The 25,495-nt window shown below is 71.3% G+C and carries 25 protein-coding genes; 10 read left to right on the top strand and 15 right to left on the bottom strand.

Going from position 1 to position 25,495, the window contains the following annotated elements:
* Nucleotides 1-24: 24 nt before the first annotated feature.
* Nucleotides 25-906: an aminoglycoside phosphotransferase family protein gene (locus tag STRAU_RS01420; RefSeq protein WP_016638422.1), complete on the bottom strand. Its 882-nt coding sequence runs from the start codon at nt 904-906 to the stop codon at nt 25-27.
* A 192-nt stretch (nt 907-1,098) separates the two neighbouring features.
* Between STRAU_RS01420 and STRAU_RS01415 the strand changes: the two genes are divergently transcribed.
* The 6 genes from STRAU_RS01415 to yczE all read left to right on the top strand — a co-directional run bounded on the left by STRAU_RS01415 (nt 1,099) and on the right by yczE (nt 7,677).
* On the top strand, nt 1,099-2,034 hold the full coding sequence (locus tag STRAU_RS01415; RefSeq protein ID WP_078620902.1) for a carbohydrate ABC transporter permease: 936 nt from the start codon (nt 1,099-1,101) through the stop codon (nt 2,032-2,034).
* The gene (locus STRAU_RS01410; protein WP_016638420.1) at nt 2,031-2,924 is read left to right on the top strand and encodes a carbohydrate ABC transporter permease; all 894 of its coding nucleotides are present in this window, start codon (nt 2,031-2,033) and stop codon (nt 2,922-2,924) included. Before STRAU_RS01415 ends, STRAU_RS01410 begins: the two co-directional genes overlap by 4 nt.
* A gap of 17 nt (nt 2,925-2,941) precedes the next feature.
* Nucleotides 2,942-4,270 carry an ABC transporter substrate-binding protein gene (locus tag STRAU_RS01405; protein ID WP_016638419.1) on the top strand — a complete coding sequence of 443 codons (1,329 nt, stop codon included), beginning with the start codon at nt 2,942-2,944 and terminating at the stop codon, nt 4,268-4,270.
* Nucleotides 4,271-4,342: 72 nt separating this feature from the next.
* Complete coding sequence (gene mgt / locus STRAU_RS01400) at nt 4,343-5,569, top strand: macrolide-inactivating glycosyltransferase (protein WP_037656968.1); 1,227 nt, start codon at nt 4,343-4,345, stop codon at nt 5,567-5,569.
* Nucleotides 5,570-5,688: 119 nt separating this feature from the next.
* Nucleotides 5,689-6,723, top strand: coding sequence for a CDP-alcohol phosphatidyltransferase family protein (locus STRAU_RS01395; protein ID WP_016638417.1), 1,035 nt, complete (start codon nt 5,689-5,691; stop codon nt 6,721-6,723).
* A gap of 249 nt (nt 6,724-6,972) precedes the next feature.
* Entirely contained in the window at nt 6,973-7,677 is a 705-nt protein-coding gene (yczE, locus tag STRAU_RS01390) for a membrane protein YczE (protein WP_052028912.1), read from the top strand.
* Here yczE and STRAU_RS01385 read toward each other — a convergent pair.
* The gene (locus STRAU_RS01385) at nt 7,586-9,865 is read right to left on the bottom strand and encodes an MMPL family transporter (protein ID WP_016638415.1); all 2,280 of its coding nucleotides are present in this window, start codon (nt 9,863-9,865) and stop codon (nt 7,586-7,588) included. The genes yczE and STRAU_RS01385 overlap by 92 nt on opposite strands.
* A 444-nt stretch (nt 9,866-10,309) precedes the next feature.
* On the opposite strand from STRAU_RS01385, the gene STRAU_RS01380 reads away from it, so the two are divergent.
* From STRAU_RS01380 to STRAU_RS01370, 3 genes are all read left to right on the top strand, one after another.
* Nucleotides 10,310-11,518, top strand: coding sequence for a S8 family peptidase (locus STRAU_RS01380; RefSeq protein WP_037656966.1), 1,209 nt, complete (start codon nt 10,310-10,312; stop codon nt 11,516-11,518).
* An 83-nt stretch (nt 11,519-11,601) separates the two neighbouring features.
* Entirely contained in the window at nt 11,602-12,153 is a 552-nt protein-coding gene (locus STRAU_RS01375; protein WP_016638413.1) for a DUF1697 domain-containing protein, read from the top strand.
* The gene (locus STRAU_RS01370) at nt 12,146-12,574 is read left to right on the top strand and encodes a nuclear transport factor 2 family protein (protein ID WP_016638412.1); all 429 of its coding nucleotides are present in this window, start codon (nt 12,146-12,148) and stop codon (nt 12,572-12,574) included. The genes STRAU_RS01375 and STRAU_RS01370 overlap by 8 nt, the downstream gene beginning before the upstream one ends.
* Here STRAU_RS01370 and STRAU_RS01365 read toward each other — a convergent pair.
* On the bottom strand, nt 12,546-13,457 hold the full coding sequence (locus tag STRAU_RS01365) for a transglutaminase-like domain-containing protein (RefSeq protein WP_016638411.1): 912 nt from the start codon (nt 13,455-13,457) through the stop codon (nt 12,546-12,548). The two genes, STRAU_RS01370 and STRAU_RS01365, sit on opposite strands and share 29 nt — an antisense overlap.
* Nucleotides 13,458-13,546: 89 nt before the next feature.
* Here STRAU_RS01365 and STRAU_RS01360 point away from each other — a divergent pair, with 89 nt between their 5' ends.
* Entirely contained in the window at nt 13,547-14,548 is a 1,002-nt protein-coding gene (locus STRAU_RS01360) for a ketopantoate reductase family protein (RefSeq protein ID WP_016638410.1), read from the top strand.
* A gap of 45 nt (nt 14,549-14,593) precedes the next feature.
* On the opposite strand, the gene STRAU_RS01355 is transcribed toward STRAU_RS01360, so the two are convergent.
* The 12 genes from STRAU_RS01355 to STRAU_RS44375 form a co-directional block, all read right to left on the bottom strand.
* Complete coding sequence (locus STRAU_RS01355; protein WP_016638409.1) at nt 14,594-15,139, bottom strand: GNAT family N-acetyltransferase; 546 nt, start codon at nt 15,137-15,139, stop codon at nt 14,594-14,596.
* A 304-nt stretch (nt 15,140-15,443) separates the two neighbouring features.
* A complete protein-coding gene (locus tag STRAU_RS01350) occupies nt 15,444-16,268 on the bottom strand; it encodes a sirohydrochlorin chelatase (RefSeq protein ID WP_016638408.1) in 825 nt (274 codons plus the stop codon).
* Between the two features lie 5 nt (nt 16,269-16,273).
* Nucleotides 16,274-17,182, bottom strand: a complete 909-nt coding sequence (locus STRAU_RS01345; RefSeq protein ID WP_016638407.1) for an ABC transporter permease — start codon at nt 17,180-17,182, stop codon at nt 16,274-16,276.
* On the bottom strand, nt 17,169-18,023 hold the full coding sequence (locus STRAU_RS01340; RefSeq protein WP_016638406.1) for an ABC transporter ATP-binding protein: 855 nt from the start codon (nt 18,021-18,023) through the stop codon (nt 17,169-17,171). The genes STRAU_RS01345 and STRAU_RS01340 overlap by 14 nt, the downstream gene beginning before the upstream one ends.
* A 34-nt stretch (nt 18,024-18,057) precedes the next feature.
* Nucleotides 18,058-19,194: an ABC transporter substrate-binding protein gene (locus STRAU_RS01335; RefSeq protein ID WP_037656972.1), complete on the bottom strand. Its 1,137-nt coding sequence runs from the start codon at nt 19,192-19,194 to the stop codon at nt 18,058-18,060.
* A gap of 260 nt (nt 19,195-19,454) precedes the next feature.
* Nucleotides 19,455-20,810: a sulfate adenylyltransferase subunit 1 gene (locus tag STRAU_RS01325; RefSeq protein ID WP_016638403.1), complete on the bottom strand. Its 1,356-nt coding sequence runs from the start codon at nt 20,808-20,810 to the stop codon at nt 19,455-19,457.
* Nucleotides 20,811-20,812: 2 nt separating this feature from the next.
* Nucleotides 20,813-21,790 (bottom strand): sulfate adenylyltransferase subunit CysD, encoded by a 978-nt coding sequence (cysD, locus tag STRAU_RS01320; protein ID WP_016638402.1) that lies wholly within the window; start codon nt 21,788-21,790, stop codon nt 20,813-20,815.
* Complete coding sequence (gene cysC / locus STRAU_RS01315) at nt 21,787-22,407, bottom strand: adenylyl-sulfate kinase (RefSeq protein WP_397892048.1); 621 nt, start codon at nt 22,405-22,407, stop codon at nt 21,787-21,789. The genes cysD and cysC overlap by 4 nt, the downstream gene beginning before the upstream one ends.
* Nucleotides 22,389-23,105 carry a phosphoadenylyl-sulfate reductase gene (locus tag STRAU_RS01310; RefSeq protein ID WP_016638400.1) on the bottom strand — a complete coding sequence of 239 codons (717 nt, stop codon included), beginning with the start codon at nt 23,103-23,105 and terminating at the stop codon, nt 22,389-22,391. The genes cysC and STRAU_RS01310 overlap by 19 nt, the downstream gene beginning before the upstream one ends.
* Nucleotides 23,102-23,281 carry a hypothetical protein gene (locus tag STRAU_RS01305; protein WP_016638399.1) on the bottom strand — a complete coding sequence of 60 codons (180 nt, stop codon included), beginning with the start codon at nt 23,279-23,281 and terminating at the stop codon, nt 23,102-23,104. Before STRAU_RS01305 ends, STRAU_RS01310 begins: the two co-directional genes overlap by 4 nt.
* On the bottom strand, nt 23,278-24,993 hold the full coding sequence (locus tag STRAU_RS01300; protein WP_016638398.1) for a nitrite/sulfite reductase: 1,716 nt from the start codon (nt 24,991-24,993) through the stop codon (nt 23,278-23,280). Before STRAU_RS01300 ends, STRAU_RS01305 begins: the two co-directional genes overlap by 4 nt.
* Before the next feature lie 168 nt (nt 24,994-25,161).
* Nucleotides 25,162-25,245: a putative leader peptide gene (locus STRAU_RS44375; protein WP_023590579.1), complete on the bottom strand. Its 84-nt coding sequence runs from the start codon at nt 25,243-25,245 to the stop codon at nt 25,162-25,164.
* Nucleotides 25,246-25,495 lie beyond the last annotated feature (250 nt).

Raw genomic sequence — 25,495 nt, 5'->3', positions numbered from 1 at the left:
GGGCGGAGCCCCCGTGGCGGCGCCTCAGAACGGCCGCCACCGCACCGTGGTATCCCCGTCCCGCAGGGACACCACGCGGCGGCGGAATTCGGCCAACGCCGCAGGATTGCCCGGCGCATGCTGGGCGACCCACGCACAGCTGGCCGTCTCCCGCGCCCCGCGCAACACGGCACACCCCTCCCACTCCCGCACATCCCACCCGTACACCCGGCTGAACTCGTCGTAAGCCTCGGCCCCGAGCCCGTACCGATCCCGGGAGAGAGCCATGACCACCAGGTCGTGCTCCCGCAGATCGGAGGAGAACGTCTCCAGGTCCACCAGGACGGGCCCGTCCGGCCCCACCAGGACATTGCGCGGCAACGCGTCCCCGTGGATGGGCCCAGGGGCCAGACGCGGCACGAGCGCGGCGGCCGCCGCGGCGAACCCGTCCCGCCGCTCCCGCAGATAGTCCGCGTCCTCCGCGTCGATCGCGTCCCCGGCGAGCCGCAGCCACCGCTCGACCCCGCCGAGCAGTTCGCGCCGGGGCAACTCAAAAGAGAAGGAAGCAGCCGACGGAGACGGCAACGCGTGCACCAGCCGCAGCAACGCCGCCAGATCCCCCGCCCCCGCGGGCCGCACGGCCGCGGGAAGCCGGTGCCAGAGCGTCACCGGATGCCCGGAGACGAGCCGCGGCGCGGGCTCGGCGGCCCGCACGGCCGGCACCCCGGACTCCCGTAGCCACTCGGCGACGGCGAGTTCACGCCGCGCCCGGTCGAGCAGATCCGGCGCGTTCCGGCCGACCTTCACGACGAGGTCGCCCACGGCGAACACCGCGTTCTCGCCGAGCGCGAGCAGCTCCGCACGGCCCGCCGCGCTTGCCCCCAGACCCGCCGCGTCCAGGACGTCCCGCGCCTCTGCCTCGTCCATCCGTTGCCTCCCGCACCCTGTGTCTCACCCGCGCCCGATGGCGTCCGGCCGCCGCGCAAGTCTCGCATTCGCACAGGCCAGAGTGGACTTCCGGCGTGCGCAGCTGCTTGACGTATCAAGATCACATCAGCACGATGACGGAGGCCGCCTGGGCGGCCAAAACTCAATCAACCGCCCAAAGGAGCCGATTCCGTGACATTGGCGACCGCGAGGAAGCGGTCCGGCAAAGGCTCCCCGGGGGGCGCGCCCCGCGCCGGGGTGATGGACCACGGCGCGTGGTTCCTGGTGCTGCCCGCGCTGCTCCCGATCCTGGTCCTGAGCGTCGGGCCGCTGCTGTACGGCATCTCGCTGGCCTTCACCGACTCCCAGTCGGGCCGCACCGAGCCGACCGAGTGGATCGGCCTGCTCAACTTCCGGGACCTGCTGCACGACACCTTGTTCTGGGACTCGTTCCGGATCGGCCTGCTGTGGGCCGTCGGTGTGACCGTGCCGCAGTTCCTGCTGGCCCTCGGCCTCGCCCTGCTGCTCAACCAGAACCTGCGCTTCCGCTGGCTGGCCCGGTCGCTCGCGATCATCCCGTGGGCGATGCCGGAGGTGGTCGTCGGCATCATGTGGCGGCTCGTCTACAACCCGGACGCGGGCATCCTCAACGAGACGATCCGTGACCTGGGCCTGGGCGACGGCCGGGACTGGCTGACGGGCATCGGCTCCGCGCTGCCCGCCGTCATCGTCGTCGGCGTCTGGGCGGGCATGCCGCAGACCACGGTCGCCCTGCTCGCCGGCCTGCAGAACGTGCCGCGCGAACTGCACGAGGCCGCCGAGATGGACGGCGCGGGCGCCTGGCGCCGATTCCGCACCGTCACCTGGCCCGCCCTGAAGCCCATCGCGCTCGCCATCACGGCGCTCAACTTCATCTGGAACTTCAACTCCTTCGCGCTGGTCTACGTGCTGACCAACGGCGGCCCCGGCGGGCGTACGCGGCTTCCGATGCTGTTCGCGTACGAAGAGGCGTTCCGCTACGGCCAGTTCGGCTACGCGGCGGCGATGGGCTGTGTGATGGTCGCGCTGATCTCGGTGCTGCTCGCGGTGTACCTGGTGGGCCGACTGAGGGGAGGCGACGAGCGATGACCTCCCGTACGAGCAGGACCAGTACGAGCAGGGCCAGTGCCAGCCGGAACAGGCGCAACCGGACCAGCGGGCCCGCGCGCGCGGGGCAGTACCTCGCGCTGCTCGCGTACCTCGTCTTCCTCGCCTTCCCGTTCCTGTGGCTGATCTCCACCTCCTTCAAGCCCGCGCGCGAGCTGGGCAGCCTGCACCCCACCTGGATCCCGAAGGACCCGACGCTCGCCAACTACCGCCAGGCGTTCGACGAACAGCCCCTGCTCGAAGCGGCCGGGAACTCGCTGATCGCGGCCCTCAGCGCGGCCGTCGTCGCCGTCGTCATCGCGACCCCGATGGCGTACGTGATGGCGCGGCACCGCACGCTGCTCGCGCGGGCCGCGACCGGCTGGGTCGTGGTCAGCCAGGCGTTCCCGTTCGTCCTGGTGATCATCCCGCTGTTCCTGGTCCTGAAGAACCTGCACCTGATCAACTCGCTGCCCGGACTGATCATGGTGTACGTGGTGTGGGCGCTGCCGTTCGCGCTGTGGATGCTCGTCGGGTACGTCCGTGCCGTGCCGCCCGAACTGGAGGAGGCCGCCGCCGTCGACGGCGCGAGCAAGCTGCGCACGCTCGTCTCCGTCACCGCGCCGCTGCTCGCGCCGGGCATCGTGGCGACGGCGCTGTTCGCCTTCATCACCGCGTGGAACGAGTTCTTCTTCGCGCTCGTCCTGCTCAAGACCCCGGAGAAACAGACGTTGCCGGTCGTCCTCACGCACTTCCTCGGCGCGGAGGGCGCGGCCGACCTCGGGCCGCTCGCCGCCGCCGCGTTCCTCGCGACGCTCCCGTCGCTCGTCGTCTTCGCCGTCATCCAGAAACGGATCACCGGCGGGATGCTGGCCGGGGCGGTGAAGAGCTGATGCGCGCTGAAGGGCTGATGCATGGTGAAGGGCTGACGCGCGCGCCGCGCCCGCGCCGACCGCGGATCATCGCCGCCGTGCTCGCCCTGGTCACGGCCTGCGGACTCATCTCCGGCTGCAGCGACGACGACGGCCGTTCCGACGGCCGGATCACCCTCCGCTTCCAGTCCCTCGCCTGGCAGAAGGAGTCCGTCGACGCCAACAAGGAGCTGGTGAGGGAGTGGAACGCCACCCACCCGGACGTCAAGGTCGAGTACGTCCAGGGGAGTTGGACCAGCGTGCACGACCAGCTCCTCACCTCCTTCGAGGGCGGCGAGGCGCCGGACATCATCCATGACGCCTCCGACGACCTCGCGGACTTCGCGTACGGGGGCTATCTCGCGGACCTCGGCGAACTCCTGCCGCGGCGGCTCAAGTCGGACATCCCGCAGGCGAGTTGGGACACCGCCACCTTCGGCGGCAAGGTGTACGGCGTGCCGTTCCTCCAGGAGCCGCGCGTCCTGATCGCCAACGCGAAGTGGTTGAAGGAGTCCGGCGTACGTATCCCGACCCCCGAGAAGCCCTGGAGCTGGAGCGAGTTCCGGTCGGTGACGAAGGAACTGACCGGGGGCAAGGGGAAGTTCGGGGTGGCGTGGCCGCTCAAGGAGCCCGTGTCGGCCACGCTCAACCTGTCCCTTTCGACCGGCGGGAAGCTGTTCCACCGGCGCGCGGACGGCAAGGCGGAGATCCGCTTCGAGGCGGCCGACGAGGTGCTGCCGCGCACCGTCCACGACCAGGTCAACGTCGACAAGAGCGCGTCGGGCGCCACGCTCGGCATGGGCGGCTCGGACACCCTGCCCGGCTTCTTCGGCGGCAAGTACGCGATGGTGCCGCTCGGGTTCTCCTACCGCCAGCAGATCGCGCAGCAGGCGCCGAAGGGCTTCGACTGGCAGGTGCTCCCCGCGCCCGCCGGGGCGGACGGGCTCGCGCAGGGCGTCAGCCCGCAGACCCTGTCGGTCGCCGAGGACAGCCCGCACAAGAAGGAGGCCGCGCGGTTCATCGACTTCTTCCTGCGGCCCGCGAACATGGTGCGGCTCGCGCGCGGCGACTGGATGCTGCCCACCGGCAAGGAGGCCCTCAAGGATCCGGCGCTGCGTACGAAGAAGGACGACTGGGCGACCGGCACGGCCCTCGCGGAGCACCTGCGCCCGGCGCCCGCCCAGTCGGTGCGCGGCTACCCGGAGTGGATGGACAAGATCGCGACGCCGGCGCTCCAGGAGTACTACAGCGGCGCGATCGGCATGGACGAGCTCCGCGAACGCCTGGTGGAGGACGGGAATCTGGTCCTGAAGCGCTACCAGCGCTGAGTGCGGCGCGGCGGCCGAAGGGGGAGCCGAAACAATTTGCACGAGACGTATCGTCTCGCTTATGGTCGGGGCATGACCACACGCCGGCGTGCTCACATCGCCATGTTCTCCATCGCCGCCCACGGGCACGTGAACCCGAGCCTCGAAGTGATCCGGGAGCTGGTCGCGCGCGGCCACCGCGTCACGTACGCGATTCCGCACGCGTTCGAGGAGAAGATCGCCGAAACCGGTGCCGAGCCCGTGCTCTACACCACCACCCTCCCGGGCGCCGACGACGACCCGGAGGCATGGGGCGACACCCTGATCGACAACATCGAGCCGTTCCTGGACGACGCCATCAACGCCCTGCCGCAGCTGCGCGCGGCGTACGAGGGCGACGAGCCGGACATCGTCCTGCACGACATCACCTCCTATCCGGCCCGGGTGCTCGCCCGCCAGTGGGGCGTCCCCGAGATCTCGCTCTCGCCGAACCTGGTCGCCTGGGAGGGGTACGAGAAGGAGGTCGCCGAGCCGCTGTACGCGCCGCTGTACGAGACCGAGCGCGGGCGGGCGTACTTCGCGCGCTTCGCGGCATGGCTCGCGGAGAACGGGATCGACCAGCACCACGACCCGTTCGTCGGCCGCCCGCCGCGTTCGCTCGTCCTGATCCCCAAGGCGCTCCAGCCCAACGCCGACCGGGTCGACGAGAGCGTGCACACCTTCGTCGGCGCCTGCCAGGGCGACCGCGCGGCGCAGGGTGACTGGCAGCGGCCCGAGGGCGCCGCGAAGGTGCTGCTCGTGTCCCTCGGCTCGTCGTTCACCAAGCAGCCCGGGTTCTACCGCGAGTGCGTCGCGGCCTTCGGCGACCTGCCCGGCTGGCACGTGGTGCTGCAGATCGGCAGGCACGTCGACGCCGCCGAACTCGGTGACGTACCGGCCAACGTCGAAGTGCGCTCATGGGTACCGCAGTTGGCGGTCCTGAAGCAGGCCGACGCCTTCATCACGCACGCCGGGGCGGGGGGCAGCCAGGAGGGCCTCGCCACCGGCACGCCGATGGTCGCCGTGCCGCAGGCCGTCGACCAGTTCGGCAACGCGGACATGCTCCAGGGGCTCGGCGTGGCCCGGCATCTGCCGATGGAGGAGGCCGACGCGGCGTCGCTGCGCGCGGCGGTCCTCGCCCTCGTCGACGACCCGGAGGTCGCGCGCAGGCTCGCCGAGGTGCGGGCGGCCATGGCGGGCGAGGGCGGCACGAAGCGGGCGGCCGACCTGATCGAGGAGGAGATCGTGCGGGCCGCGCGTGACGGCGGTGTGAAGGATTGACCCGGCCCGGCTGCTGGACCCTTACCCCGGCCAAAGGTTGCCCCGGCCGCTCCTTGTACGTCGCGTGAACGACTTCCTAGCGTCAGCTGAACCTCACTCGAACGGCAGGAAGTTGGCTCATGTCACGACAGACCGCGCGGCCCGACGTACCGTCCCTCGCCGAGGTGCGCCGCATCACCCACAAGAAGCGCGACGCGTGGTGGACCGTGCTGCTCGTGGATCCGGTCGCCACGCCGCTCGTCCGGCTGACGGCCCGGCACACCGGGATCACGCCCAACCAGATCACCTGGGGCGCGTTCGTGCTCGGGCTCGGCTCGGCGGTGTGCTTCGCGTTCGGGGACTGGCGCTGGCTGGTGCTGGGCGCCGTGATCTACCACTTAAGCTTCGTCCTCGACTGCATGGACGGGAAGGTCGCGCGTCTGACCGGCACGGGTTCCGTCTTCGGCGCCTGGCTCGACTTCGTCTTCGACCGGATCCGGGTGATGGTGTGCGGGGTCGCCCTGATGGGCGGTCAGTACGCGCGTACCGATGATGTGTTGTACATCTGGCTCGCGATGGCCGTGGTCGCGCTCGATACGCTGCGGTACATCAACTCGCTGGAGATATTCAAGATCCGCCACACCATGCGCAAGCAGATCAAGGCCCGCGTGCGGGCCGCCCGGCGGGCCGAGAATGCCGCCGAGCTGGCCTTCATGGAGGACCTGCTGCGGGACAACCCCGAGGCGGACGTCGAGCAGGATCTGGAGCGGGCGAAGGCGGAGGCCACGGGGGAGCGGGCCGCCTTCGCCTCCGGCGTCCACGACGGCGACGGCGCCCCGGCCGAGGCCGCGGAGGCGGCCGCGGGCGCCCCGCCCAAGGCCGAAGTCATCGACCTGCACCAGGAGTTCCGCCGCAAATTCCCGGCGTATCTGCGGGCGCGGTCCTTCCTGCTGCGGCACCGCATCCGCGCGCACCTGGTGAGCGGCATCGAGTTCCAGATGGGCGTGTTCATCATCGGCCCGCTCTTCGACGCGGTGGTCCCCGCGACGATCGTGTCCGGCGCGCTGCTCCTCGTCTTCGAACTCGCCATCGTCTACAAGCTGTTGCTCTCCACGCGGGACTTCTCCCGGACCCTGGACTCGTTCGAGGAACGCAAGGTGGCTGCCGCCGTCTAGGGGGGCGCTGGATGTGCGGTGCCAACCTGCGGGTCGGTGGGGGCTGGTCGCGCAGTCCCCCCGCGCCCCTTTGGGGCGCGCCCATCCCGGGCGATCACGTTCAGTCGGCGCAGCGGCCGGCTGCGGCGTCACCTCCGCCATGCCATTCCCCTCGGATTGGCCATGTTCTGCGGGCCAATCACTCTGCAGACTCGCTCGCATTGGCCTTTGGGCAACTAGCGCAACGAGCACCTGTGGAGGCACCCCCGCATGCGGCAGCACGCCGACGACAGCACCGATCACGCCCCCGGGCCGCCCCCGCTCACCTACGTCCCCCTCGCAGAGCGCCCCCTCAGACGCCTGCCCCAGCTCTTCCTCGGCCTCTTCCTGTACGGCCTCAGCATCGCCGTGATGGTCCGGTCCGGTCTCGGCGTCAGCCCCTGGAGCGTGCTGAACCAGGGCGTCGAGCGGCACACCCCGCTGAGCTTCGGCACGGTCAGCGCGGTGGTCGGCGTGGTCGTCCTGCTGCTGTGGATCCCGCTGCGCCAGCGGCCGAGGTTCGGCACGGCCGCCAACGTCGTGATCGTGGCGTACGCGTCCGACCTCGGCCTCTGGCTCGTACCGGACGATCTCGGGCTGTCGGCCAGGATCGGCCTGCTCGTCGGCGGGATCCTCGCCAACGGGCTGTCCGTCGCCGTCTACGTGGGCGCGCGCTGCGGGCCGGGCCCCCGGGACGGCCTGATGACGGGTCTGGCCGGGGCGACCGGGCGCTCCATCCGGTTCGTGCGCACCCTGATCGAGGTGACCGTGCTCGCCGTGGGCTGGCTGCTCGGCGGGAGCGTGGGGGCCGGCACCGTGCTGTACGCGTTGGCCATGGGTCCCGTCACCCAGTACTTCCTGCCCTGGTGCGCGTACGCGGGGGCCCCGGCCGCTCGGCCGCGGCGAGTTCGTCGGGCGTCACCTCGTCGTGCGTGAGGTCCGGCAGCTTCCGCAGCCACCGCGGCAGATACCAGTTCCACTCCCCGAGCAGCGCCATCACGGCGGGCAGGAGCACCCCTCGGATCACCGTCGCGTCGATCAGGACGGCCGCCGCGAGGCCGACGCCCATCTGCTTCATCGACTGCATGGACAGCGTCCCGAAGATCGCGAACACCGCCACCATGATGACGGCCGCGCTGGTCACCACGCCCGCCGTCGTGACGACGCCGTGGGCGATCGCGTCCCGCGTCGTCCGCCCCTGGAGCCGCGCCTCCCGGATCCGCGAGACCACGAACACGTGGTAGTCCATCGACAGGCCGAACAGGATCACGAAGAGGAACAGCGGCAGCCAGGCGACGATCGCGCCCACGCCCTCCGCGCCGACCAGCGACGCCCCCCAGCCGTGCTGGAAGACCATGACGAGGATCCCGTACGCCGCCCCGACGGACAGCAGGTTGAGCAGGATCGAGGTGACCGCGACGGCGAGGGAGCGGAAGGAGAGCAGCATCAGCAGGAAGGCGAAGACCACCACGAAGGCGAAGACGGGCGGCACGGACGAGCTGAGCTGTTCGTTGAAGTCCTTGGAGGCCGCGACCTGACCGGTCACCGGCGCCTCGACGCCGTCCACCTGGCCGAGCGTCGCGGGCCGCACCTCGTCGCGGATCAGCGTCAGGCTCTTCGACGCCGCGTCCAGGTCCGAGCCGCCGACCAGCGGCACGCTCAGGACGGCCACGTTCTCCTTCTTGTGCAGGGTCACCTCCACCGGCCCCTTGGACGCGCCCGAACTGACGGCCCGGGCACGGAAGTCGGCGATGGCCTTGGTGACGGCCGGCGAGCCGATGTCGCCCGCCTCGACGACGACCTCGGCCGGCTCCGCGCCGCCGGGGAACGCCTCGTTCACCCGCTCGTACGTCGCCACGATCGGCAGCGAGTCGCCGAACTCCTGGTCCAGCGTGAGCTCTTGGGTCTTCATGCCGAGCGCGGGCAGCGCGATCGCCGCGAGCGCCCCCGTCGCCGCCACCGTCCACAGCAGCGGCCGCCGCAGCACCCCACCGACCACCGTCCGCCACAGCCTGCTCTCGCCCGCGTCCTGGCGACCGGACCGCGCTCGGCGCCGCAGGAACGGAAGCCGTCCCTTCTCCACCCGCTCGCCGAGCAGCGAGAGCAGCGCCGGAAGGACCGTCACCGAGCCGATCATCGCGACCGCCACGACCATCAGTGAGGCCAGGCCCATCGCCTCGAAGTCGGTGATGCCGGTGAAGAGCATGCCCGCCATCGCCACGCACACCGTGATGCCGGAGACGACCACGGCCCGGCCACTGGTCGCCGCCGCGATGCGCAGCGCCGTCTGCGGGTCGCGGCCCTTCTCCCGTTCCTCGCGTTCGCGCCGCAGATAGAACAGGCAGTAGTCGACGCCGACGGCGAGGCCCACGAGCAGCATCACCGAGTTCGCCACGTCGCTCATCGGCTGGACGTGGCTCACCAGCGCCATCAGGCCCATGGTCGCCACGATCGCGGAGATCGCGAGCAGCACCGGCAGCAGCGCGGCCACCAGCGCGCCGAACGCGATCAGCAGAATGCCGAAGGCCACCGGCACCGCGGAGTACTCGGCCCGCTGGAAGTCGCTGCCGAAGGCGTCGTCGAACGTCTTCTCCATGCTGGCGCCGCCGATCTGCTCGATCCGCAGCCCCGCCCGCTCGTGCCGGTCCGCCACGTCCTCGACGGCCTTCAGGACCGGCTCCACCCGGTCCATCGCGTCGTCCGGGTCGCCGCGCAGGTCGAGCTGGACCAGCGCGCTGCGGCCGTCCTTGGAGACCGTGCCGGACTTGTACGGGGAAGTGACGGCCGACGTCTCGCCGGTGCCCCGCACGGCCTTGACGACGTCGGCGACGGCGGCCCTGAAACGCGGGTCGGTGGCCTTCGGGCCGTCCTTCCCGCGGGCCTGCACGAGCACCGTCTCGCCGGTCGGCTCCTCGACGCCCGCGTCGTCGGTGATCCGCTGCGCCTGGCTGGTCTCGCCCTTGAGGTCGTCCTCCGGCGCCTCGGCCCGGCCCACGGCCGTGCCTATGCCCATGGCCAGGACGACGAACAGGACCCAGACGCCGACCGCCGCCCAGCGGTGCTGCGCGCTCCAGGCCCCGGCGCGCGCGGCGAAGCCGCGCACCGGTGTGCTTCCGCTGCTCATGATGGAGGTGCCCCCCGTCGTGTGGCGGCGGCACCGCGCCGCCACCCCTGCTGACGAAGCTAGGGCGGCGCGGGGAGCGGTTCGTCGTGCGCGCAGGTGAGGTGGCCGCCCGCCTGAGGGAGGACACGGACGGCTCAAGCCCCTTACATCTATCGGGACTTGGCACTTACACGTATCTGGACCAGTCGGCAGAGGTTTACGGCCCGCGGTGTCCGATCTGTCATGGCCGTTCCGTTTTGTTATTACAGAACCTTGTTGAACAAGTCACAGGCGTATGAAGGTATTGATCTGCGCGCGTCATTCAGACAAGGTTTCGTCCCAACGCCCAAAGATCTTCAGTTCTTTCGGAGTTCGCCGGGCGCCGCAGTCATGACTGCGTACGGAACGAAAGCTTTTGAAACCCCCCACATCCCCCCACAACACACCACGAGGAGACCCCTCTTCATGGCTACACACAAGCGCGCTCGCACGATGAAGCTCACCGCGGCGATAGCCACCGCCGCCACCGCGGTGGGAGTGACCGTCTTCGCCGGCTCGTTCGCCGGGGCCTCGACCCCCGCCGAGGGCAAGGTCTACGGCGCCGACGCCAAGGGCGCCGTCGACGGCAGCTACATCGTGCTGCTCGACGAGAAGGCCGACAAAGCCGCCAAGTCCGACCTCGCCCAGGAGTACGGCGGCAAGCTCAGCCGCAACTACTCCTCGGCCGTCAACGGCTTCGCCGCCAAGAGCATGACCGAGACCGAGGCCAAGCGCCTGGCCGCCGACCCGGCCGTGGGCAAGGTCGTGCAGAGCAAGAAGTTCTCGATCGACGCCACCCAGGACAACCCGCCGTCGTGGGGCCTGGACCGCGTCGACCAGGCCGACACGGCCGGCGACAAGAAGTACACGTACCCCGACGCCGCGGGCGAGGGCGTCACCGCGTACGTCATCGACACCGGCGTCCGCGTCAGCCACAAGGACTTCGGCGGCCGCGCCACCTCCGGCTTCGACGCCGTCGACAACGACGACAACGCCGACGACGGCAACGGCCACGGCACCCACGTCGCGGGCACCATCGCTGGTGACGCGCACGGCGTCGCCAAGAAGGCGAAGATCGTCGCCGTCCGCGTCCTGGACGACCAGGGCTCCGGCACCACCGAGCAGGTCGTCGCGGGCATCGACTGGGTCACCAAGAACCACCAGGGCCCCTCCGTCGCCAACATGAGCCTCGGCGGCGGCGCCGACGAGGCCCTGGACGAGGCCGTCAAGAAGTCCATCGCCGCCGGCGTCACCTACGGCGTGGCCGCGGGCAACGAGTCCAGCGACGCCGGCCAGGGCTCCCCGTCCCGCGTCAAGGAGGCCATCACGGTCGCCTCCTCGACCAAGGACGACCAGCAGTCGGACTTCTCCAACTTCGGCTCCGTCGTGGACATCTACGCCCCGGGCTCGGACATCACGTCCGCCTGGAACACCGGCGACGACGCCACCAAGACGATCTCCGGCACCTCGATGGCGACCCCGCACGTCGTCGGCGCCGCGGCCGTCTACCTCGGCGCCCACAAGGACGCCAAGCCCGACGCCGTCGCCAAGGCGCTGACCGACGGTGCCACGCCGGACAAGATCTCCAACCCGAGCGAGGGCACGCCCAACAAGCTCCTGAAGGTCGTCGAGTAATCACGGCCCGCTGAGCCTGTCTTTGAAGCTGCGGTCGTCGTGCCCACCCCCACGGGGCACGGCGGCCGCCTTATCGTGTGCGCATGGCGAAGAAGATCTACGCGGCGCTGCTGCGCGGCGTCAATGTGGGCGGCAGCAGAAAATTGCCGATGGCACGCCTGCGCGCGCTCCTCGAAGGGCTCGGCCACGGCGACGTACGCACCCATCTGCAGAGCGGCAACGCCGTCTTCGCCGCGGACCACGGCGACGAGGAGAGCCTCGCCGCCGAGATCCGTGACGCCCTGGAGCGGGAATTCGGGTTCACCGTCGACGTCCTGGTGCGCGACGCGGCGTATCTGAAGGCCGTGGCCGACGGCTGCCCCTTCCCCGCCGCGACGCTCGAGGGCAAGCAGCTGCACGTCACGTACTTCTCCGCGCCCGTCGACGCCGCCCGGTTCGCCGCGATCGACCAAGCGGCGCATCTGCCGGAGGAGTTCCGGCTCGGCGACCGCGCCCTGTATCTGTACGCCCCCGACGGCCTCGGGCGGTCCAAGCTCGCCGAGGCCCTCGCACGCCCGGCGCTCACCAAGGGCCTCATCGCCACCAGCCGCAACTGGAACACCGTCACCAAGCTCGTGGAGATGACCGATGCCTGAAACACCCGACACGCCTGACGCGCCCTTCCTGCCCGGCGTGCCCGGCCGCTCGCCCGCCGTCGAGGCCGCCATCGAGAGCGAACTGCGCCTGCTCGACCCCGAAGTGCGGTCCTCGCCCGAGGCGTTCGGCACGTTCCTGCATCCGGAGTTCACCGAGTTCGGCGCGTCCGGCGCGCGCTGGGACCGCGAGTCGATCGTCAAGGTCCTCACGGCCCGCCCCGACCCCGGCGGCCGGGCCACCACGACCTCCGGCATGCGAGGCGTCCAGCTCGCCGAGGACGTGGTGCACCTGACCTTCGACACCGACACCAACGGGCGCCTGGTGCACCGCAGTTCACTGTGGCGGCGCACCCCCGAGGGCTGGCTGCTCTGGTTCCATCAGGGCACGCCGTTCACCCCCGAGCCGGCACCGGGAGACTGACGACCCGGACGCCGCCGAACGTGGTGCGCGAGACGACCTCGGACGGCACGGCGAGGCGCGGGTCGTCGAGCAGCCGGCGCACCGCTTCCGGCCGCCGGGCGTCCGTCGCGTGGCCCGCGGCCGCCGTGGTGGCGGCCACGGCGTCGAGCAGCGCGAGCTCCTCCTCCGTGACGTCCGCGCCGTCCTTCTCCATCAGGCCCCAGTCGTCCCACGGCAGCGGCTCCACGCCGCCGAGCGCGGCGAGATCGGCCACCACGTCCGCGCGCACCAGCTGCCACCCCTTGATCTCGGGGACGCTGCTCACCTCGAAGGTGTCCGGGTCCGCGCGGCCGTCCCGGCACGCCCGCCACGCGTCCCCGGCGACCAGGAACTCCGTGCGCGGTACGTCCATGGGGTCGAAGGAGATGTCGTACACACCGCCGATGAGCTGCGCGTCCGCGAGGACCCAGCCGCGGTCGGCCGTCCAGAACTCCGTCACCCAGTGGTTGTCGTTGAGGCTGTCCGGGAAGTACGTCGCGTAGCCGCACCGCAGGCGCGCCGGGGTGCCGGTGGCCCGCAGCAGCGAGCACAGCAGCAGCGCGAAGTCCCGGCAGATGCCCACGAACCGGGCCTCGGGCTCCCGGGCCTCCGTCAGCGGCGTGTCACCGCGCTCGCCCAGGATGCGCAGCACGGTCTCGGCGTACCGCGACTCGGCGTCCTCGCGCATGCGCTCCTCGGGCACCGTGTAGCCGAAGTGGGCGCCCTCTTCGCGGTGCAGCATGACGCCGCGTACGACGGCGCCGAGCGCGGCCGGGTCGCGGGGGAGCGGGGCGGGGCCGACGAGGGTGTCGAGGTGGGGGCCGGGGTCGGTGTACGGGGTCTGGGTCAGGTATTCGCTGTCCATGACGGCAGCGTGGGGTCTGCCCCTGGGGCAAGGTCCAGCACCCCTGGGGATCTTGACCGCGCACCGATCACCTGTGCGAAGCTCGCCGTATGCGCTACATCATCATCGGAGCGGGGGCTGTCGGCGGCAGTGTCGGCGGGCGCCTCGCCGAGGCCGGTCACGAGGTCGTCCTGGTCGCGCGCGGCAAGCACCGCGAGGTGCTGCGGGACCGCGGGCTCACCCTCAGAACGCCCGACGGACCCCGCACCCACCGTCTGCCCGTCGTCGAGGACCCGGCCGAGCTGGGCGAGTTGCTCCCCGACGACGTGCTCTTCCTGACCGTCAAGACACAGGACGCCGAGGCCGCGCTCGCCGCCTGGGGCACCCGGCCCGTCGCGGGCGGCTCCACGGCCGCCGAGGCGCTGCCGCTGGTCTGCGCGCAGAACGGCGTCGAGAGCGAGCGGATGGCGCTGCGCCGCTTCCGCCGCGTGTACGGCATGTGCGTGTGGCTGCCGTCCACGTACGTCGAGCCGGGCACCGTATCGGCTGCCGGTGCCCCCTACACAGGCATGCTCCACCTGGGCCGCTACCCGGCCGGGACGGACGACACCGCGCGCCGGATCGCCGCCGATCTGGAGAGCGGCCGGCTGCTCGCGCCGGTGGTCCCGGACGTGATGCGCTGGAAGTACGCCAAGCTCCTCGCCAACCTCGCCAACGCCGTCGAGGCGCTCACCGGACCGCTCACCGGCGAGGCGGCCCCGGCTCTCTTCCGGCGGGCCCGGGCGGAGGGCGAGGCCGTGCTGGCCGCCGCCGGGATCGAGGCGGTGGGGGAGCGGGAACAGGGGGAGGCCCGGGCGGGCCGGATCACCTTCGAGCCGCTCGACGACGGCCCGCGCGGCGGCTCCTCCTGGCAGAGCCTCAGCCGGGGCACCGGCACCATCGAGGCCGACTACCTCAACGGCGAGATCGCCCTGCTCGGGCGGCTGCACGGGGTGCCGACGCCGGTGAACGACACGCTCCAGCGGCTCGCCAACGACTTCGCGCGGGAGCGCAGGGAGCCGGGGTCGATGCCGGTGGCGGAGCTGGTCGCCCTGGTGGACAAGGCGGCCTAGGGACTGTCCGGTGGGTCGGCGGCGTAGAACCCGTGACCGCGGGCTCTACGCGGGTGGGACGGGCCAGCCGTCGGCCCGCGACGTGAACTGCAGCGTCGTCCGCCCGTCGTCCTCGCGCACCTCGCGGCCCTGGGTGTAGCCGAGGCGCTTCAGGACGGTGACGGACGGCGTGTTCAGCGAGTCGACGGTGGCGTGCACCTCGGCGAGGCCCAGGGTCCGGTGGCCGTAGTCGGTCAGCAGCCGCGCGAGCTCCGTGCCGAGGCCGAGGCCCCAACTGCTCCGGGAGAGCCCGTATACGATCTCGTGGCCGTCCAGCCACGCCTCGGGCGAGGGCTTGATCTCGGCGTGCCCGGCGTACCGGCCCTCGTGCCGCACCGCCCACACCGGGAACCGCCGCTCCGCGTACACGATGCTGAACAGCCGCGCGAACAGCGCGCGGTCCTCCTGGGCGCTCTGCATCCCGTCCCCGAACCAGCGGCCCACGGCCTCGTCCTGGAACAGCGCCACGAAGTCCGGCTCGTCGGACGCGACGTACGCGGAGAGCACGAGGTGCTCGGAGCGCAGCTCGGGGGTGTGGGGCGCGGAGGTCATCCGCGAGACGGTATTCGGGGGCTGCGCGCCCCCGCAAGCGGTTTCAGGCCGGGGGCCACCGCAAGATCCGGCCTGGGGTGGGTCGTTGAACCTGCGGGCCGGTGGGGGCTTGTCGCGCAGTTCCCCGCGCCCCTGACGGGGCTGATGGTGCAGTTCCCTGATGTGGCCCTTACGGGGCCCGGGTCGCTGCGGTTCGGCAGCGCCCTGAAGGGGCGCGGGGAACTGCGCGACCAGCCACGACGGGTCCGCCAGCCACGACGGGTCCGCAGCAGAGCGACGGCCAATCGCGGCCCCGCGGCGGCGCTCAGCCTGCGGCCGGCAAGGAATTGTGCCCCGCACGGGTGGGTGGGTGGGAGCGATCCGCCGCGAAGCGGCGGCATGAGTCGAAGCGGTCCAGGAGCAGCCGGGCGACAAGCGGGGAATCCCCCAGCACGTCCGCCAGGACGTCCGCCTCCGCCGCCCCCCGGGCGATCCGGTCCGGCAGGAAGCCGGGGGCCAGCACGTAGGGGGCGACGGCCACTTGCCGCACCCCGGGCGTGGCCCGAAGCTCGCGCACCGCGTCCGAGGTGAGGGGAAGAGTCGCGGAGGCGAACGCAGGCCGCACGGCGCACCAACCGGTGTGCCGCCACTCCCGCGCGATGTCAGCGATCACTGCGATCGCCTCCGGGTCGGAGGAGCCCGCCGAGGCCAGGACGACCCCGGTCGTGGGCTTGTCGGCGGGGTCGAGCCCCGCCTCGTACAGCCGCGTCTCGAGCGCGGCGAGCAACAGCGGCGAGGGCCCGAGCACGCCCGCCTGCCGCACCCGCAGCCCCGGCGGAGCCTCCCGAAGGACCGCCGGGATGTCGGCCTTCGCGTGGAAGGCGCGGGTGAGGAGGAGGGGCAGGGCGATGACGTCGCGTACCCCCTCCTCGGCGAGGGAGCCGAGGACGGACGGCACGGAGGGGGTGTTGAAGTCCAGGAACCCCACCTCCACCCGCAGCCCCGGCCGCAGGCCCCGCACCGTGCGCAGCAGCGCCCGCACACTCGCGGCATGCCGCGGATCCCGGCTGCCGTGGGCGACGACCAGCAGGACGGGACGGCGCACGGCTTCGTACGCGGAACGGCGCCCGGGGCGGAAAGTGCCGTACATGGGAATCAGCTCTTCACCAGCAGGCCGCGGCTGCGCAGCACCCACCGCTCAAGCGGACTGAAGATGAGCAGGTCGATGGCGATGCCGACGATCAGGATGAGCAGGATGGCGAGGAAGACCTGGGACATGCTGCTGTTGGTGCGGCCCGCCTCCAGGAGCTGGCCGAGCCCGATGCCCAGGTCGGGGGACTGCGCGATGATCTCCGCGGCCATCAGGGAGCGCCAGGAGAACGCCCACCCCTGCTTCAGGCCCGCCACATAGCCGGGCAGCGCGGCCGGCATGACGATGTGCCAGGCGTTGCGCCACCCCGTCGCGCCGAGCGTGCGCCCCGCCCGCAGGAACAGCGGCGGGATCTGGTCGACGCCCGCGACCAGGCCGTTGGCGATGGACGGCACGGCGCCGAGCAGGATCACCGCGTACATCATCGAGTCGTTGAGGCCCAGCCACAGCACCGCGGGCGGCACCCACGCCACGGACGGCAGCGACTGCAGGCCGGACAGGATCGGCCCGATGGCCGCGCGTACGAAGCGGACCCGCGCCACGAGGAGGCCCAGGGGCGTGCCGATCACCAGGGCCATGCCGAAGCCGAACAGGCCGCGCTGGACGCTCGTCCAGATGTAGTCGAGCAGGGTGCCCTGCCGCCAGGCGGCCTCCACCTCGTCCCAGACCGCCGTCGGCGCGGGCAGCTTGTAGCTGTCGGTGACCTTGGCCCACACCAGGATCTGCCACACCACCAGGACGAGGACCACGGCGGTGAACGGCGGAAGGACCTTCTGGACGAGGGTCTCGCGCAGGGATGCCCGCCGCGTCTGGACGGTCTCCAGGGCGTCGAGGCCCGCCTCCAGACCGGCCAGGTCGTTGGCGTCCGCCGGGACTGATGTCTTGGTGGGCGTCTCGGTGTCAGTGCTGCCCATGGCGGCGGATCTCCCCACGCAGTTGTTCGGTGATCTCGACGGACAGCTCCGCCACCGCGGCGTCCTCGATGCGCCGCGGCTGGTCGATGTCGACGCTCCACTCGCGCGCCACCCGGCCGGGGCGCGACGAAAGGAGGACGACGCGCTGCGCGAGCCGCACCGCCTCGCGCACGTTGTGCGTGACGAACAGGACCGACACACCCGTCTCGCGCCAGATGCGCATCAGCTCGTCGTGCAGTACGTCCCGGGTGATCGCGTCGAGCGCCGCGAACGGCTCGTCCATCAGCAGCAGTTGGCTGTCCTGCGCGAGCGCGCGGGCCAGCGCGACGCGCTGGCGCATGCCGCCGGACAGCTCGTGCACCCGCTTGCCGTGCGCACCCTGGAGCCGCACCAAGGACAGCAACTCCTCGGCCTTCTCCCGCCGTTCGGCCTTCGGCACGCCGCGCAGCCTCAGGGCCAGCTCGATGTTCTTGCCCGCGGTCAGCCACGGGAACAGCGCGTGCTCCTGGAACATCAGGGCGGGGCGGCCGTCGGTGCCGATGGCACCGGCGGTGGGCCGGTCCAGCCCGGCCACCAGGTTCAGCAGCGTCGACTTGCCGCACCCGGAGGCTCCCAGGAGGGTGACGAACTCGCCCCGCGCCACGTCGAGCGTGATGTCGTCGAGGACGAGCTGCTGCCCGGCCGGGGTGGCGAAGGACTTCGAGACGTGCTCGATGCGCGCGGCGACATCGAGCGCCCCGGCACCGCCGACCGTGCGGTTGGCGGACTCGGCGGACTTCTCCGACGCGGCTGCCGCCTCGGACTTGGCGGACTTGGCGAGCGTGGTGGCCATGGTCGTCACCTCCTGGGATCCCTGAACTGGCTTCGCTGTACGCCTACTTGACGCCGAGTCCGGCGTCGTCGACCGCGGGCCTGCCCGCCGCCTTCAGGACCTTGTTGAGCGGGGCGAGGTCGTAGATGCCGTTCAGGTCGGGCTTCTTGAGCAGGCCCGCCTTGACCGCGTGGTCGGCCTCGGTGCCGAGCGTCGCCGCCAGCGGGTCGTCGGTGAATTCGATCGACTTCCACGCCGGGTCGATGACCTCGGGCGGCAGCGGCTTGCCGTTGAGCTGCTTCAGCTTGGCGTTGGCCGCCGCCTTCGCCTTGGCCGGGTTGGCCTTGATCCACTGGTTGGTCTTCACCGAGCCCCGCAGCACGGCCTCGACGACCTTCGGGTGCTTCTTGAGGAACTCCTGGGACACGATGATGTTCGTGATCACGAACTTCTTGTCCGGCCACAGGTCGGCCTCGTCCAGGAGCACCTTGCCGCCCTCGGCGACCAGCTTGGACGCGGTGGGCTCCGGCACCCAGGCGCCGTCGATGGAGCCGGACTTGTACGCGTCCGGAGTGATCTTGTTGTCGGTGCGCACCACGGACACATCGCCCTTGCCGCTCTCCGCGTCGACGTCCCAGCCCTTGCCCTTGATCCAGTTGAGGAAGGCCACGTCCTGGGTGTTGCCGAGCTGCGGCGTCGCGATCTTCTTGCCCTTGACGTCGTCGAGGGACTTGATCTTGTCCGGGTTCACCACGAGCTTCACGCCGCCGGACGCCGAACCGCCGATGACGCGCAGGTTCTTGCCCTGCGACTTGGTGTAGCCGTTGATGGCCGGGGACGGGCCGATCCAGCCGATGTCGATGGACTTCGAGTTCAGCGCCTCGATCTCCGAGGGACCGGCGTTGAACTGCGAGTACGTCGCCTTGGTGGCCCCCAGCTCCTTCTGGAACAGGCCCTCCTGGTCGCCCACCAGGGCCGTGCCGTGGGTGAGGTTGGGGAAGTACCCGATCTTCACCGTGTCCAGGCCGTCGATCTTCTTCGCGCCGGCCGCGATCTTGGCCTTGCCGCTGTCGCCGGAGTCGGCCTCCGAGCCGTATCCGCAGGCGGAGAGCGTCAGCGCGAGCAGCGGCAGGGCGGTCAGCGCGGCCAGGCGACCACGGTGTGGCGCCCGGCGGCGGGCGGTCGTGCGGGGAGAGCGGATGGCAGGCACGGGAGGTGTTCCTCTCGTTGGCCCGGCGCGGACACCGTCAGGGTGCGGCCGGGCGGACGTCGGCGGGTCTTCGTTTGCGTCCGAAGGGACGGCGGGGGGTGTGGGCGCGCGAGCGGTGCGCGTGCACCACCCCCGCTGAGAGCGTCACGCCGCACATCGGGCGACCCCTCCGGTGCCCGCCCCGAGCGCGCCGCTGCCGACGCGCCCGCCTTCCTTGGCGAACGTCGCGTACACGTCGATGGAGGTCATGGTCAGAAGTCCCAGCCCTCGTCGTCGGCGGCCGGCGCCGCCGCCTCGGCCTTGGCGAACGCCTCGCCCGCCATGCCCGCGGCGAGCGTCGTGCCGTCCGCCGGGTCGATGAGCAGGAAGGAGCCGGTGCGGCGCGAGTCGGCGTACGCGTCGATGGCGAGCGGCTCCGCGGTGCGCACCAGGACCCGGCCGATGTCGTTGGCTACGAGCTGCCCCGGGTTCGGGTGCTGGGACAGGTCGTCAAGGGTGAGCCGGGATGGGATCTGCTTCACGATCGCCTTGACCGTGCGGGTGGTGTGCTTGAGCAGCACCCGCTGGCCCACGCTGAGCGGCTGGTCCGCGACGTGGCAGACAGTGGCCGCGATGTCCTGGGAGGTCGGCGGCGTATCACTGCTCGGGACGAGTAGATCACCACGTGAGACGTCGAGGTCGTCGGTCAGCCGGACCGTCACGGACTGCGGCGTCCAGGCCACGTCGACCGGCTCGCCGAGCAGGTCGATGCCCGCGATCGTCGAGGTCCGGCCCGACGGCAGTACGGTCACCGACTCGCCGACCCGGAAGGTGCCCGCGGCGATCTGACCCGCGTACCCCCGGTAGTCCGGGTGCTCGGCGGTCTGCGGCCGGATGACGTACTGCACGGGCAGTCGGGCGTGGCAGCTCGTCAGGTCGTGGCTGACGGGCACGGTCTCCAGGTGTTCCAGGACCGTCGGGCCGCCGTACCAGTCCATGTTCGACGACGGCTCCACCACGTTGTCCCCGGCGAGCGCCGAGATCGGGATCGCGGTGATCTCCGGAACCCCCAACTCGCCCGCGTACGCGGTGAATTCCTCCGCGATCTTCGCGAAGACCGGCTCCGCGTACGCGACGAGGTCCATCTTGTTCACGGCGAGCACCACGTGCGGCACGCGCAGCAGGGCCGCGACGGCGGCGTGCCGGCGGGTCTGCTCGATGACGCCGTTGCGGGCGTCGACGAGGACCACGGCCAGGTCCGCCGTGGAGGCGCCGGTGACCATGTTGCGGGTGTACTGCACATGGCCGGGGGTGTCCGCGAGGATGAAGCGGCGCCGGGGCGTGGCGAAGTAGCGGTACGCCACGTCGATGGTGATGCCCTGCTCCCGCTCGGCCCGCAGGCCGTCGGTGAGCAGCGCCAGGTCGGGGCCCTCGGCGCCGCGGCTGCGCGAGGCGTGCTCGACGGCCTCCAGCTGGTCGGCGAGGACCGACTTGGAGTCGTGCAGGAGCCGGCCGACCAGCGTGGACTTGCCGTCGTCGACGGAGCCCGCGGTGGCGAACCGCAGCAGCGTGGTCGCGGACAGGCCGGCCAGCTGCCCGGCAGCGGTGGTGTCGGTGGTGCTGGTCATGGCTAGAAGTACCCCTCGCGCTTGCGGTCTTCCATCGCGGCCTCGGAGAGCTTGTCGTCGGCGCGGGTGGCGCCGCGCTCGGTGAGCCGGGACGCGGCGATCTCGGCGATCACGGCCTCCAGGGTCGTGGCGTCGGAGTCGACGGCGCCGGTGCAGGACATGTCGCCGACGGTGCGGTAGCGCACCTGGCGCCGCTCGACGATTTCGCCGTCCTCCCCTTCCTTGGGGCCGCCCCAGTCGCCCGCGGTCAGCCACATCCCGGAGCGCTTGAACACGTCCCGCTCGTGCGCGAAGTAGATCTCCGGCAGCTCGATGCCCTCACGGGCGATGTACTGCCATACGTCCAGCTCGGTCCAGTTGGACAGCGGGAAGACGCGGACGTGCTCGCCGGGGGCGTGCCGGCCGTTGTAGAGCTGCCACAGCTCGGGCCGCTGGCGGCGCGGGTCCCACTGCGAGAACTCGTCGCGCAGCGAGAACACCCGCTCCTTGGCGCGCGCCTTCTCCTCGTCGCGCCGCCCGCCGCCGAAGACCGCGTCGAACCGCTCGGACTGGATCTTCTCGGTGAGCGGCACGGTCTGCAGGGGGTTGCGGGTGCCGTCGGGGCGCTCGCGCAGGGCGCCGCGGTCGATGTAGTCCTGCACGGAGGCCACGTGCAGCCGAAGGCCGTGCCGGGCCACCACGCGGTCGCGGTAGTCGATGACCTCGGGGAAGTTGTGCCCGGTGTCGACGTGCAGCAGCGAGAAGGGGACCGCGGCGGGCGCGAACGCCTTCAGCGCCAGGTGCAGCATGACGATGGAGTCCTTGCCGCCGGAGAACAGGATCACCGGCCGCTCGAACTCGCCCGCGACCTCGCGGAAGATGTGTACGGCCTCGGACTCCAGGGCGTCCAGGTGCGACAGCGCGTACGGGCTGTCGCTCACGGAACTCCCCTCGGCGTCACCGGAGTTGCCGGTGCCCTCATGAATTGCGGCGGTCGTCATGCCAGACCCCTTTCGGTGAGCAGCGCGTGCACCGCTGCCGCGGACTCCTGCACGGTCTGGTCCTGGGACTCGATGCGCAGATCGGGCGACTCGGGCTCCTCGTACGGGTCGTCGACGCCGGTCAGCCCGGAGATCTCACCCGCGGCCTGCTTGGCGTACAGACCCTTCACGTCGCGTACGGAGCAGACCTCCACGGGCGTGGCGACGTGCACCTCCAAGTACGCGGTGCCGCCCGTCTGGTGGCGCTTGCGCACCGCCTCGCGGCTGTCCGTGAACGGCGCGATCACCGGCACAAGCGCCAACACGCCGTTGCGGGCGAGGAGTTCGGCGACGAACCCGATCCGCTGGACGTTGGTGTGCCGGTCGTCGCGGCTGAAGCCGAGGCCCGCCGAGAGGAACTCGCGGATCTCGTCGCCGTCGAGGACCTCGACGCGGCGGCCCTCGGCGCGCAGCGTCCGCGCCAGCTCGTGCGCGATGGTGGTCTTGCCCGCGCTGGGCAGGCCCGTGAGCCAGACGGTGGCTCCGGTCACGTGGGTCTCCTGCGGAGTCTGATGGGGCAGTGGCGCCCGAGGGGTCGTCTGAAACGTCTGATGTGCCGTCATCCGTGCAGCCCGCATTCGGTCTTGGTGCTTCCGGCCCACCGTCCTGCGCGGGCGTCCTCGCCCTCCAGCAGGCGCCGCGTGCAGGGGGCGCATCCCACGGAGCCGTAGCCGTCCATGAGCAGCGGATTGGTGAGGACGCCGTGCTCGGTGACGTACGCGTCCACATCGTCCTGCGTCCAGCGGGCGATGGGCGAGACCTTGACCTTCTGCCGCTTCTCGTCCCAGCCGACGACGGGTGTGTTCGCGCGGGTGGGGGACTCGTCGCGGCGCATTCCGGTCGCCCACGCGGCGTAGCCCGCGAGGCCCTCTTCGAGGGGCTTGACCTTGCGCATCGCGCAGCACAGGTCGGGGTCGCGGTCGTGCAGCCGCGGGCCGTACGCGGCGTCCTGCTCGGCCACGGTCAGGCGCGGCGTGAGGGTGATGACGTTGACGTCCATGACGGCCTCGACGGCGTCACGGGTGCCGATGGTCTCCGGGAAGTGGTAGCCGGTGTCGAGGAACACCACGTCCACGCCGGGCCGTGCGCGCGAGGCGAGGTGGGCGACCACCGCGTCCTCCATCGAGGAGGTCACGCAGAACCGCGCACCGAAGGTGTCCGCGGCCCAGGTGAGGATGTCGAGCGCGGAGGCGTCCTCCAGGTCGCGCCCCGCCTGCCCGGCGAGCGCCCGCAGCTCGGCCGCGGTCGCTGTATCGGGCTCCTGAGCTGTCGTCATATCCGTTCCCCTCCAGGTTCGTTGCGCTGAAGTCCGCGGGTGAGAAGCCCGAGGAACTTCAACTGGAAGGCGCGGTTGCACGCCGCGCATTCCCACGCGCCGTGGCCCTGCTCGTTCGGCCGCAGGTCCTCGTCGCCGCAGTAGGGGCAGTAGAAAGGTGCCGCGCGCTCGCTCACGACAGGGCCTCCTCGGAGGCGCGGGCGGCCCAGGTGGCGAACCGCTCGTCGTCCTCGCGCTCCGCCTGGAACCGCTTGAGCACGCGCTCCACGTAGTCCGGCAGCTCGGCGGAGGTCACCTTCAGGCCGCGCACCTTGCGGCCGAACCCGGCCTCCAGGCCGAGCGCGCCGCCCAGGTGCACCTGGAAGCCCTCGACCTGGTTTCCGTGCTCGTCCAGGACGAGCTGGCCCTTGAGGCCGATGTCGGCGACCTGGATGCGGGCGCAGGCGTTCGGGCAGCCGTTGATGTTGATGGTGATGGGCTCGTCGAAGTCCGGGACGCGGCGCTCCAGTTCGTCGATGAGGGAGGCGCCGCGCGCCTTGGTCTCGACGATCGCGAGCTTGCAGAACTCGATGCCGGTGCAGGCCATCGTGCCGCGCCGGAAGGGGGACGGACGCACCGTCAGATCCAGTGCCTCCAGGCCCTCGACGAGGGAGTCGACCTGGTCCTCGGTGACGTCGAGCACGATCATCTTCTGCTCGACGGTGGTCCGCAGGCGGCCCGAACCGTGTGCGGCGGCCAGGTCGGCGATCTTCGTCAGTACGGTGCCGTCGACGCGGCCGACGCGCGGTGCGAACCCGACGTAGAACCTGCCGTCCTGCTGCCGGTGCACGCCGACGTGGTCGCGCCAGCGCTGGACCGGCTGGTCGGGGGCGGGGCCGTCGGCGAGCTTGCGCAGCAGGTACTCGCCCTCCAGGACCTCGCGGAACTTCGCCACGCCCCAGTCGGCGACGAGGAACTTCAGCCGGGCGCGGGTGCGCAGACGGCGGTAGCCGTAGTCGCGGAAGATCGAGATGACGCCCTCGTAGACGTCCGGTACGTCCTCCAGGGGCACCCACGCGCCGAGCCGCTGGCCGATCTTGGGGTTGGTGGACAGGCCGCCGCCCACCCACAGGTCGAAGCCCGGGCCGAGCTCGGGGTGGACGACGCCGACGAACGCGATGTCATTGATCTCGTGCGCCACGTCCAGGAGCGGCGAGCCGGAGATAGCGGACTTGAACTTGCGGGGCAGGTTCGAGAAGGCCGGGTTGCCGATGATGCGGCGCTGGATCTCGTCGACGGCGGGCGTGCCGTCGATGATCTCGTCCTCGGCGATCCCGGCGACGGGGGAGCCGAGGATGACGCGCGGGGTGTCGCCGCACGCCTCCGTCGTGGACAGGCCCACGCCCTCCAGGCGGCGCCAGATCTCCGGCATGTCCTCGATGCGGATCCAGTGGTACTGGATGTTCTGCCGGTCGGTGATGTCGGCGGTGCCGCGGGCGAACTCCTGCGAGATCTCGCCGATCACGCGGAGCTGGTCGGTGGTGAGGCGGCCGCCGTCGACGCGCACCCGCAGCATGAAGTACTCGTCGTCCAGCTCCTCCGGCTCCAGGATGGCCGTCTTGCCGCCGTCGATGCCGGGCTTGCGCTGGGTGTAGAGCCCCCACCAGCGCATCCGGCCCCGCAGGTCATTGGGGTCGATGGAGTCGAAGCCGCGCTTGGAGTAGATCGTCTCAATACGTGTCCGCACATTGAGACCGTCGTCGTCCTTCTTGAACTGCTCGTTGCCGTTCAGCGGGGTGAAGTGACCGGCGGCCCACTGGCCCTCGCCGCGGTGGCGGCCCGGCTTGCGCCGGGGTGCGCGGGGGGCGGCGGTCGCGGAGTCCGCGGCGTCTTCGGGGGTGGCAGCCATGGGTGTACGTCCTTCAACAGCGGGCTGAGAGCGGCTCTGACCTGCACACTTCGCGCAGAGGGCGCGGCGGTGCGCGGGGGGTGGGGTCAGGTGGGGCCAGATCTGGAACGCTCTGGGGCGTCCCGGAACGTTCTGGAAAGTGCGGCGGTGCTGGGTCTGCTGGGTCTCTCAGCTCGCCGGACACATGGCGCTGGACATGCGGCCGAGGTCGACGTGACGTCGACTCACCAAGGCGATTCCGGCGCGGGACATGACGGAAGCGTGGCATGCGCCTTTCGGCGCAGTCCACCTCTGTCCGCATCCTGGACGTACCCGTCCCGAATCCTGGTCACGCCGTCCTGGCTCGGGCCCCTTCATGGGGGCTGCGCCCCCTCTCCCCCTCATCGGGCCTCCGGCCCTCGTCCTCAAACGCCGGACGGGCTATTTCCCCCCGCCCAGCCGCCCCCCCCGGAGGGCGGAAAGCCCCCCGCCCGCAGGGCGGAAGGAAAGGGCGGGTGGGTGG

The organism is Streptomyces aurantiacus JA 4570, assembly GCF_000414115.1.
Classification (GTDB): Bacteria; Actinomycetota; Actinomycetes; order Streptomycetales; family Streptomycetaceae; genus Streptomyces; species Streptomyces aurantiacus_A.
Note: the sequence above shows the minus strand (reverse complement) of the source record. Positions and strands in the feature narration are given on the sequence as shown.

Bases quoted from the DNA above. Each gene is read 5' to 3' on its own strand.
- STRAU_RS01420 (WP_016638422.1), bottom strand. From the start codon at position 906: ATGGACGAGGCAGAGGCGCGGGACGTCCTGGACGCGGCGGGTCTGGGG.
- STRAU_RS01410 (WP_016638420.1), top strand. From the start codon at position 2,031: ATGACCTCCCGTACGAGCAGGACCAGTACGAGCAGGGCCAGTGCCAGC.
- STRAU_RS01405 (WP_016638419.1), top strand. From the start codon at position 2,942: ATGCATGGTGAAGGGCTGACGCGCGCGCCGCGCCCGCGCCGACCGCGG.
- mgt (WP_037656968.1), top strand. From the start codon at position 4,343: ATGACCACACGCCGGCGTGCTCACATCGCCATGTTCTCCATCGCCGCC.
- STRAU_RS01395 (WP_016638417.1), top strand. From the start codon at position 5,689: ATGTCACGACAGACCGCGCGGCCCGACGTACCGTCCCTCGCCGAGGTG.
- yczE (WP_052028912.1), top strand. From the start codon at position 6,973: ATGCGGCAGCACGCCGACGACAGCACCGATCACGCCCCCGGGCCGCCC.
- STRAU_RS01385 (WP_016638415.1), bottom strand. From the start codon at position 9,865: ATGAGCAGCGGAAGCACACCGGTGCGCGGCTTCGCCGCGCGCGCCGGG.
- STRAU_RS01380 (WP_037656966.1), top strand. From the start codon at position 10,310: ATGGCTACACACAAGCGCGCTCGCACGATGAAGCTCACCGCGGCGATA.
- STRAU_RS01375 (WP_016638413.1), top strand. From the start codon at position 11,602: ATGGCGAAGAAGATCTACGCGGCGCTGCTGCGCGGCGTCAATGTGGGC.
- STRAU_RS01370 (WP_016638412.1), top strand. From the start codon at position 12,146: ATGCCTGAAACACCCGACACGCCTGACGCGCCCTTCCTGCCCGGCGTG.
- STRAU_RS01365 (WP_016638411.1), bottom strand. From the start codon at position 13,457: ATGGACAGCGAATACCTGACCCAGACCCCGTACACCGACCCCGGCCCC.
- STRAU_RS01360 (WP_016638410.1), top strand. From the start codon at position 13,547: ATGCGCTACATCATCATCGGAGCGGGGGCTGTCGGCGGCAGTGTCGGC.
- STRAU_RS01355 (WP_016638409.1), bottom strand. From the start codon at position 15,139: ATGACCTCCGCGCCCCACACCCCCGAGCTGCGCTCCGAGCACCTCGTG.
- STRAU_RS01350 (WP_016638408.1), bottom strand. From the start codon at position 16,268: ATGTACGGCACTTTCCGCCCCGGGCGCCGTTCCGCGTACGAAGCCGTG.
- STRAU_RS01345 (WP_016638407.1), bottom strand. From the start codon at position 17,182: ATGGGCAGCACTGACACCGAGACGCCCACCAAGACATCAGTCCCGGCG.
- STRAU_RS01325 (WP_016638403.1), bottom strand. From the start codon at position 20,810: ATGACCAGCACCACCGACACCACCGCTGCCGGGCAGCTGGCCGGCCTG.
- cysD (WP_016638402.1), bottom strand. From the start codon at position 21,790: ATGACGACCGCCGCAATTCATGAGGGCACCGGCAACTCCGGTGACGCC.
- cysC (WP_397892048.1), bottom strand. From the start codon at position 22,407: ATGCGGGCTGCACGGATGACGGCACATCAGACGTTTCAGACGACCCCT.
- STRAU_RS01310 (WP_016638400.1), bottom strand. From the start codon at position 23,105: ATGACGACAGCTCAGGAGCCCGATACAGCGACCGCGGCCGAGCTGCGG.
- STRAU_RS01300 (WP_016638398.1), bottom strand. From the start codon at position 24,993: ATGGCTGCCACCCCCGAAGACGCCGCGGACTCCGCGACCGCCGCCCCC.
- STRAU_RS44375 (WP_023590579.1), bottom strand. From the start codon at position 25,245: ATGTCCCGCGCCGGAATCGCCTTGGTGAGTCGACGTCACGTCGACCTC.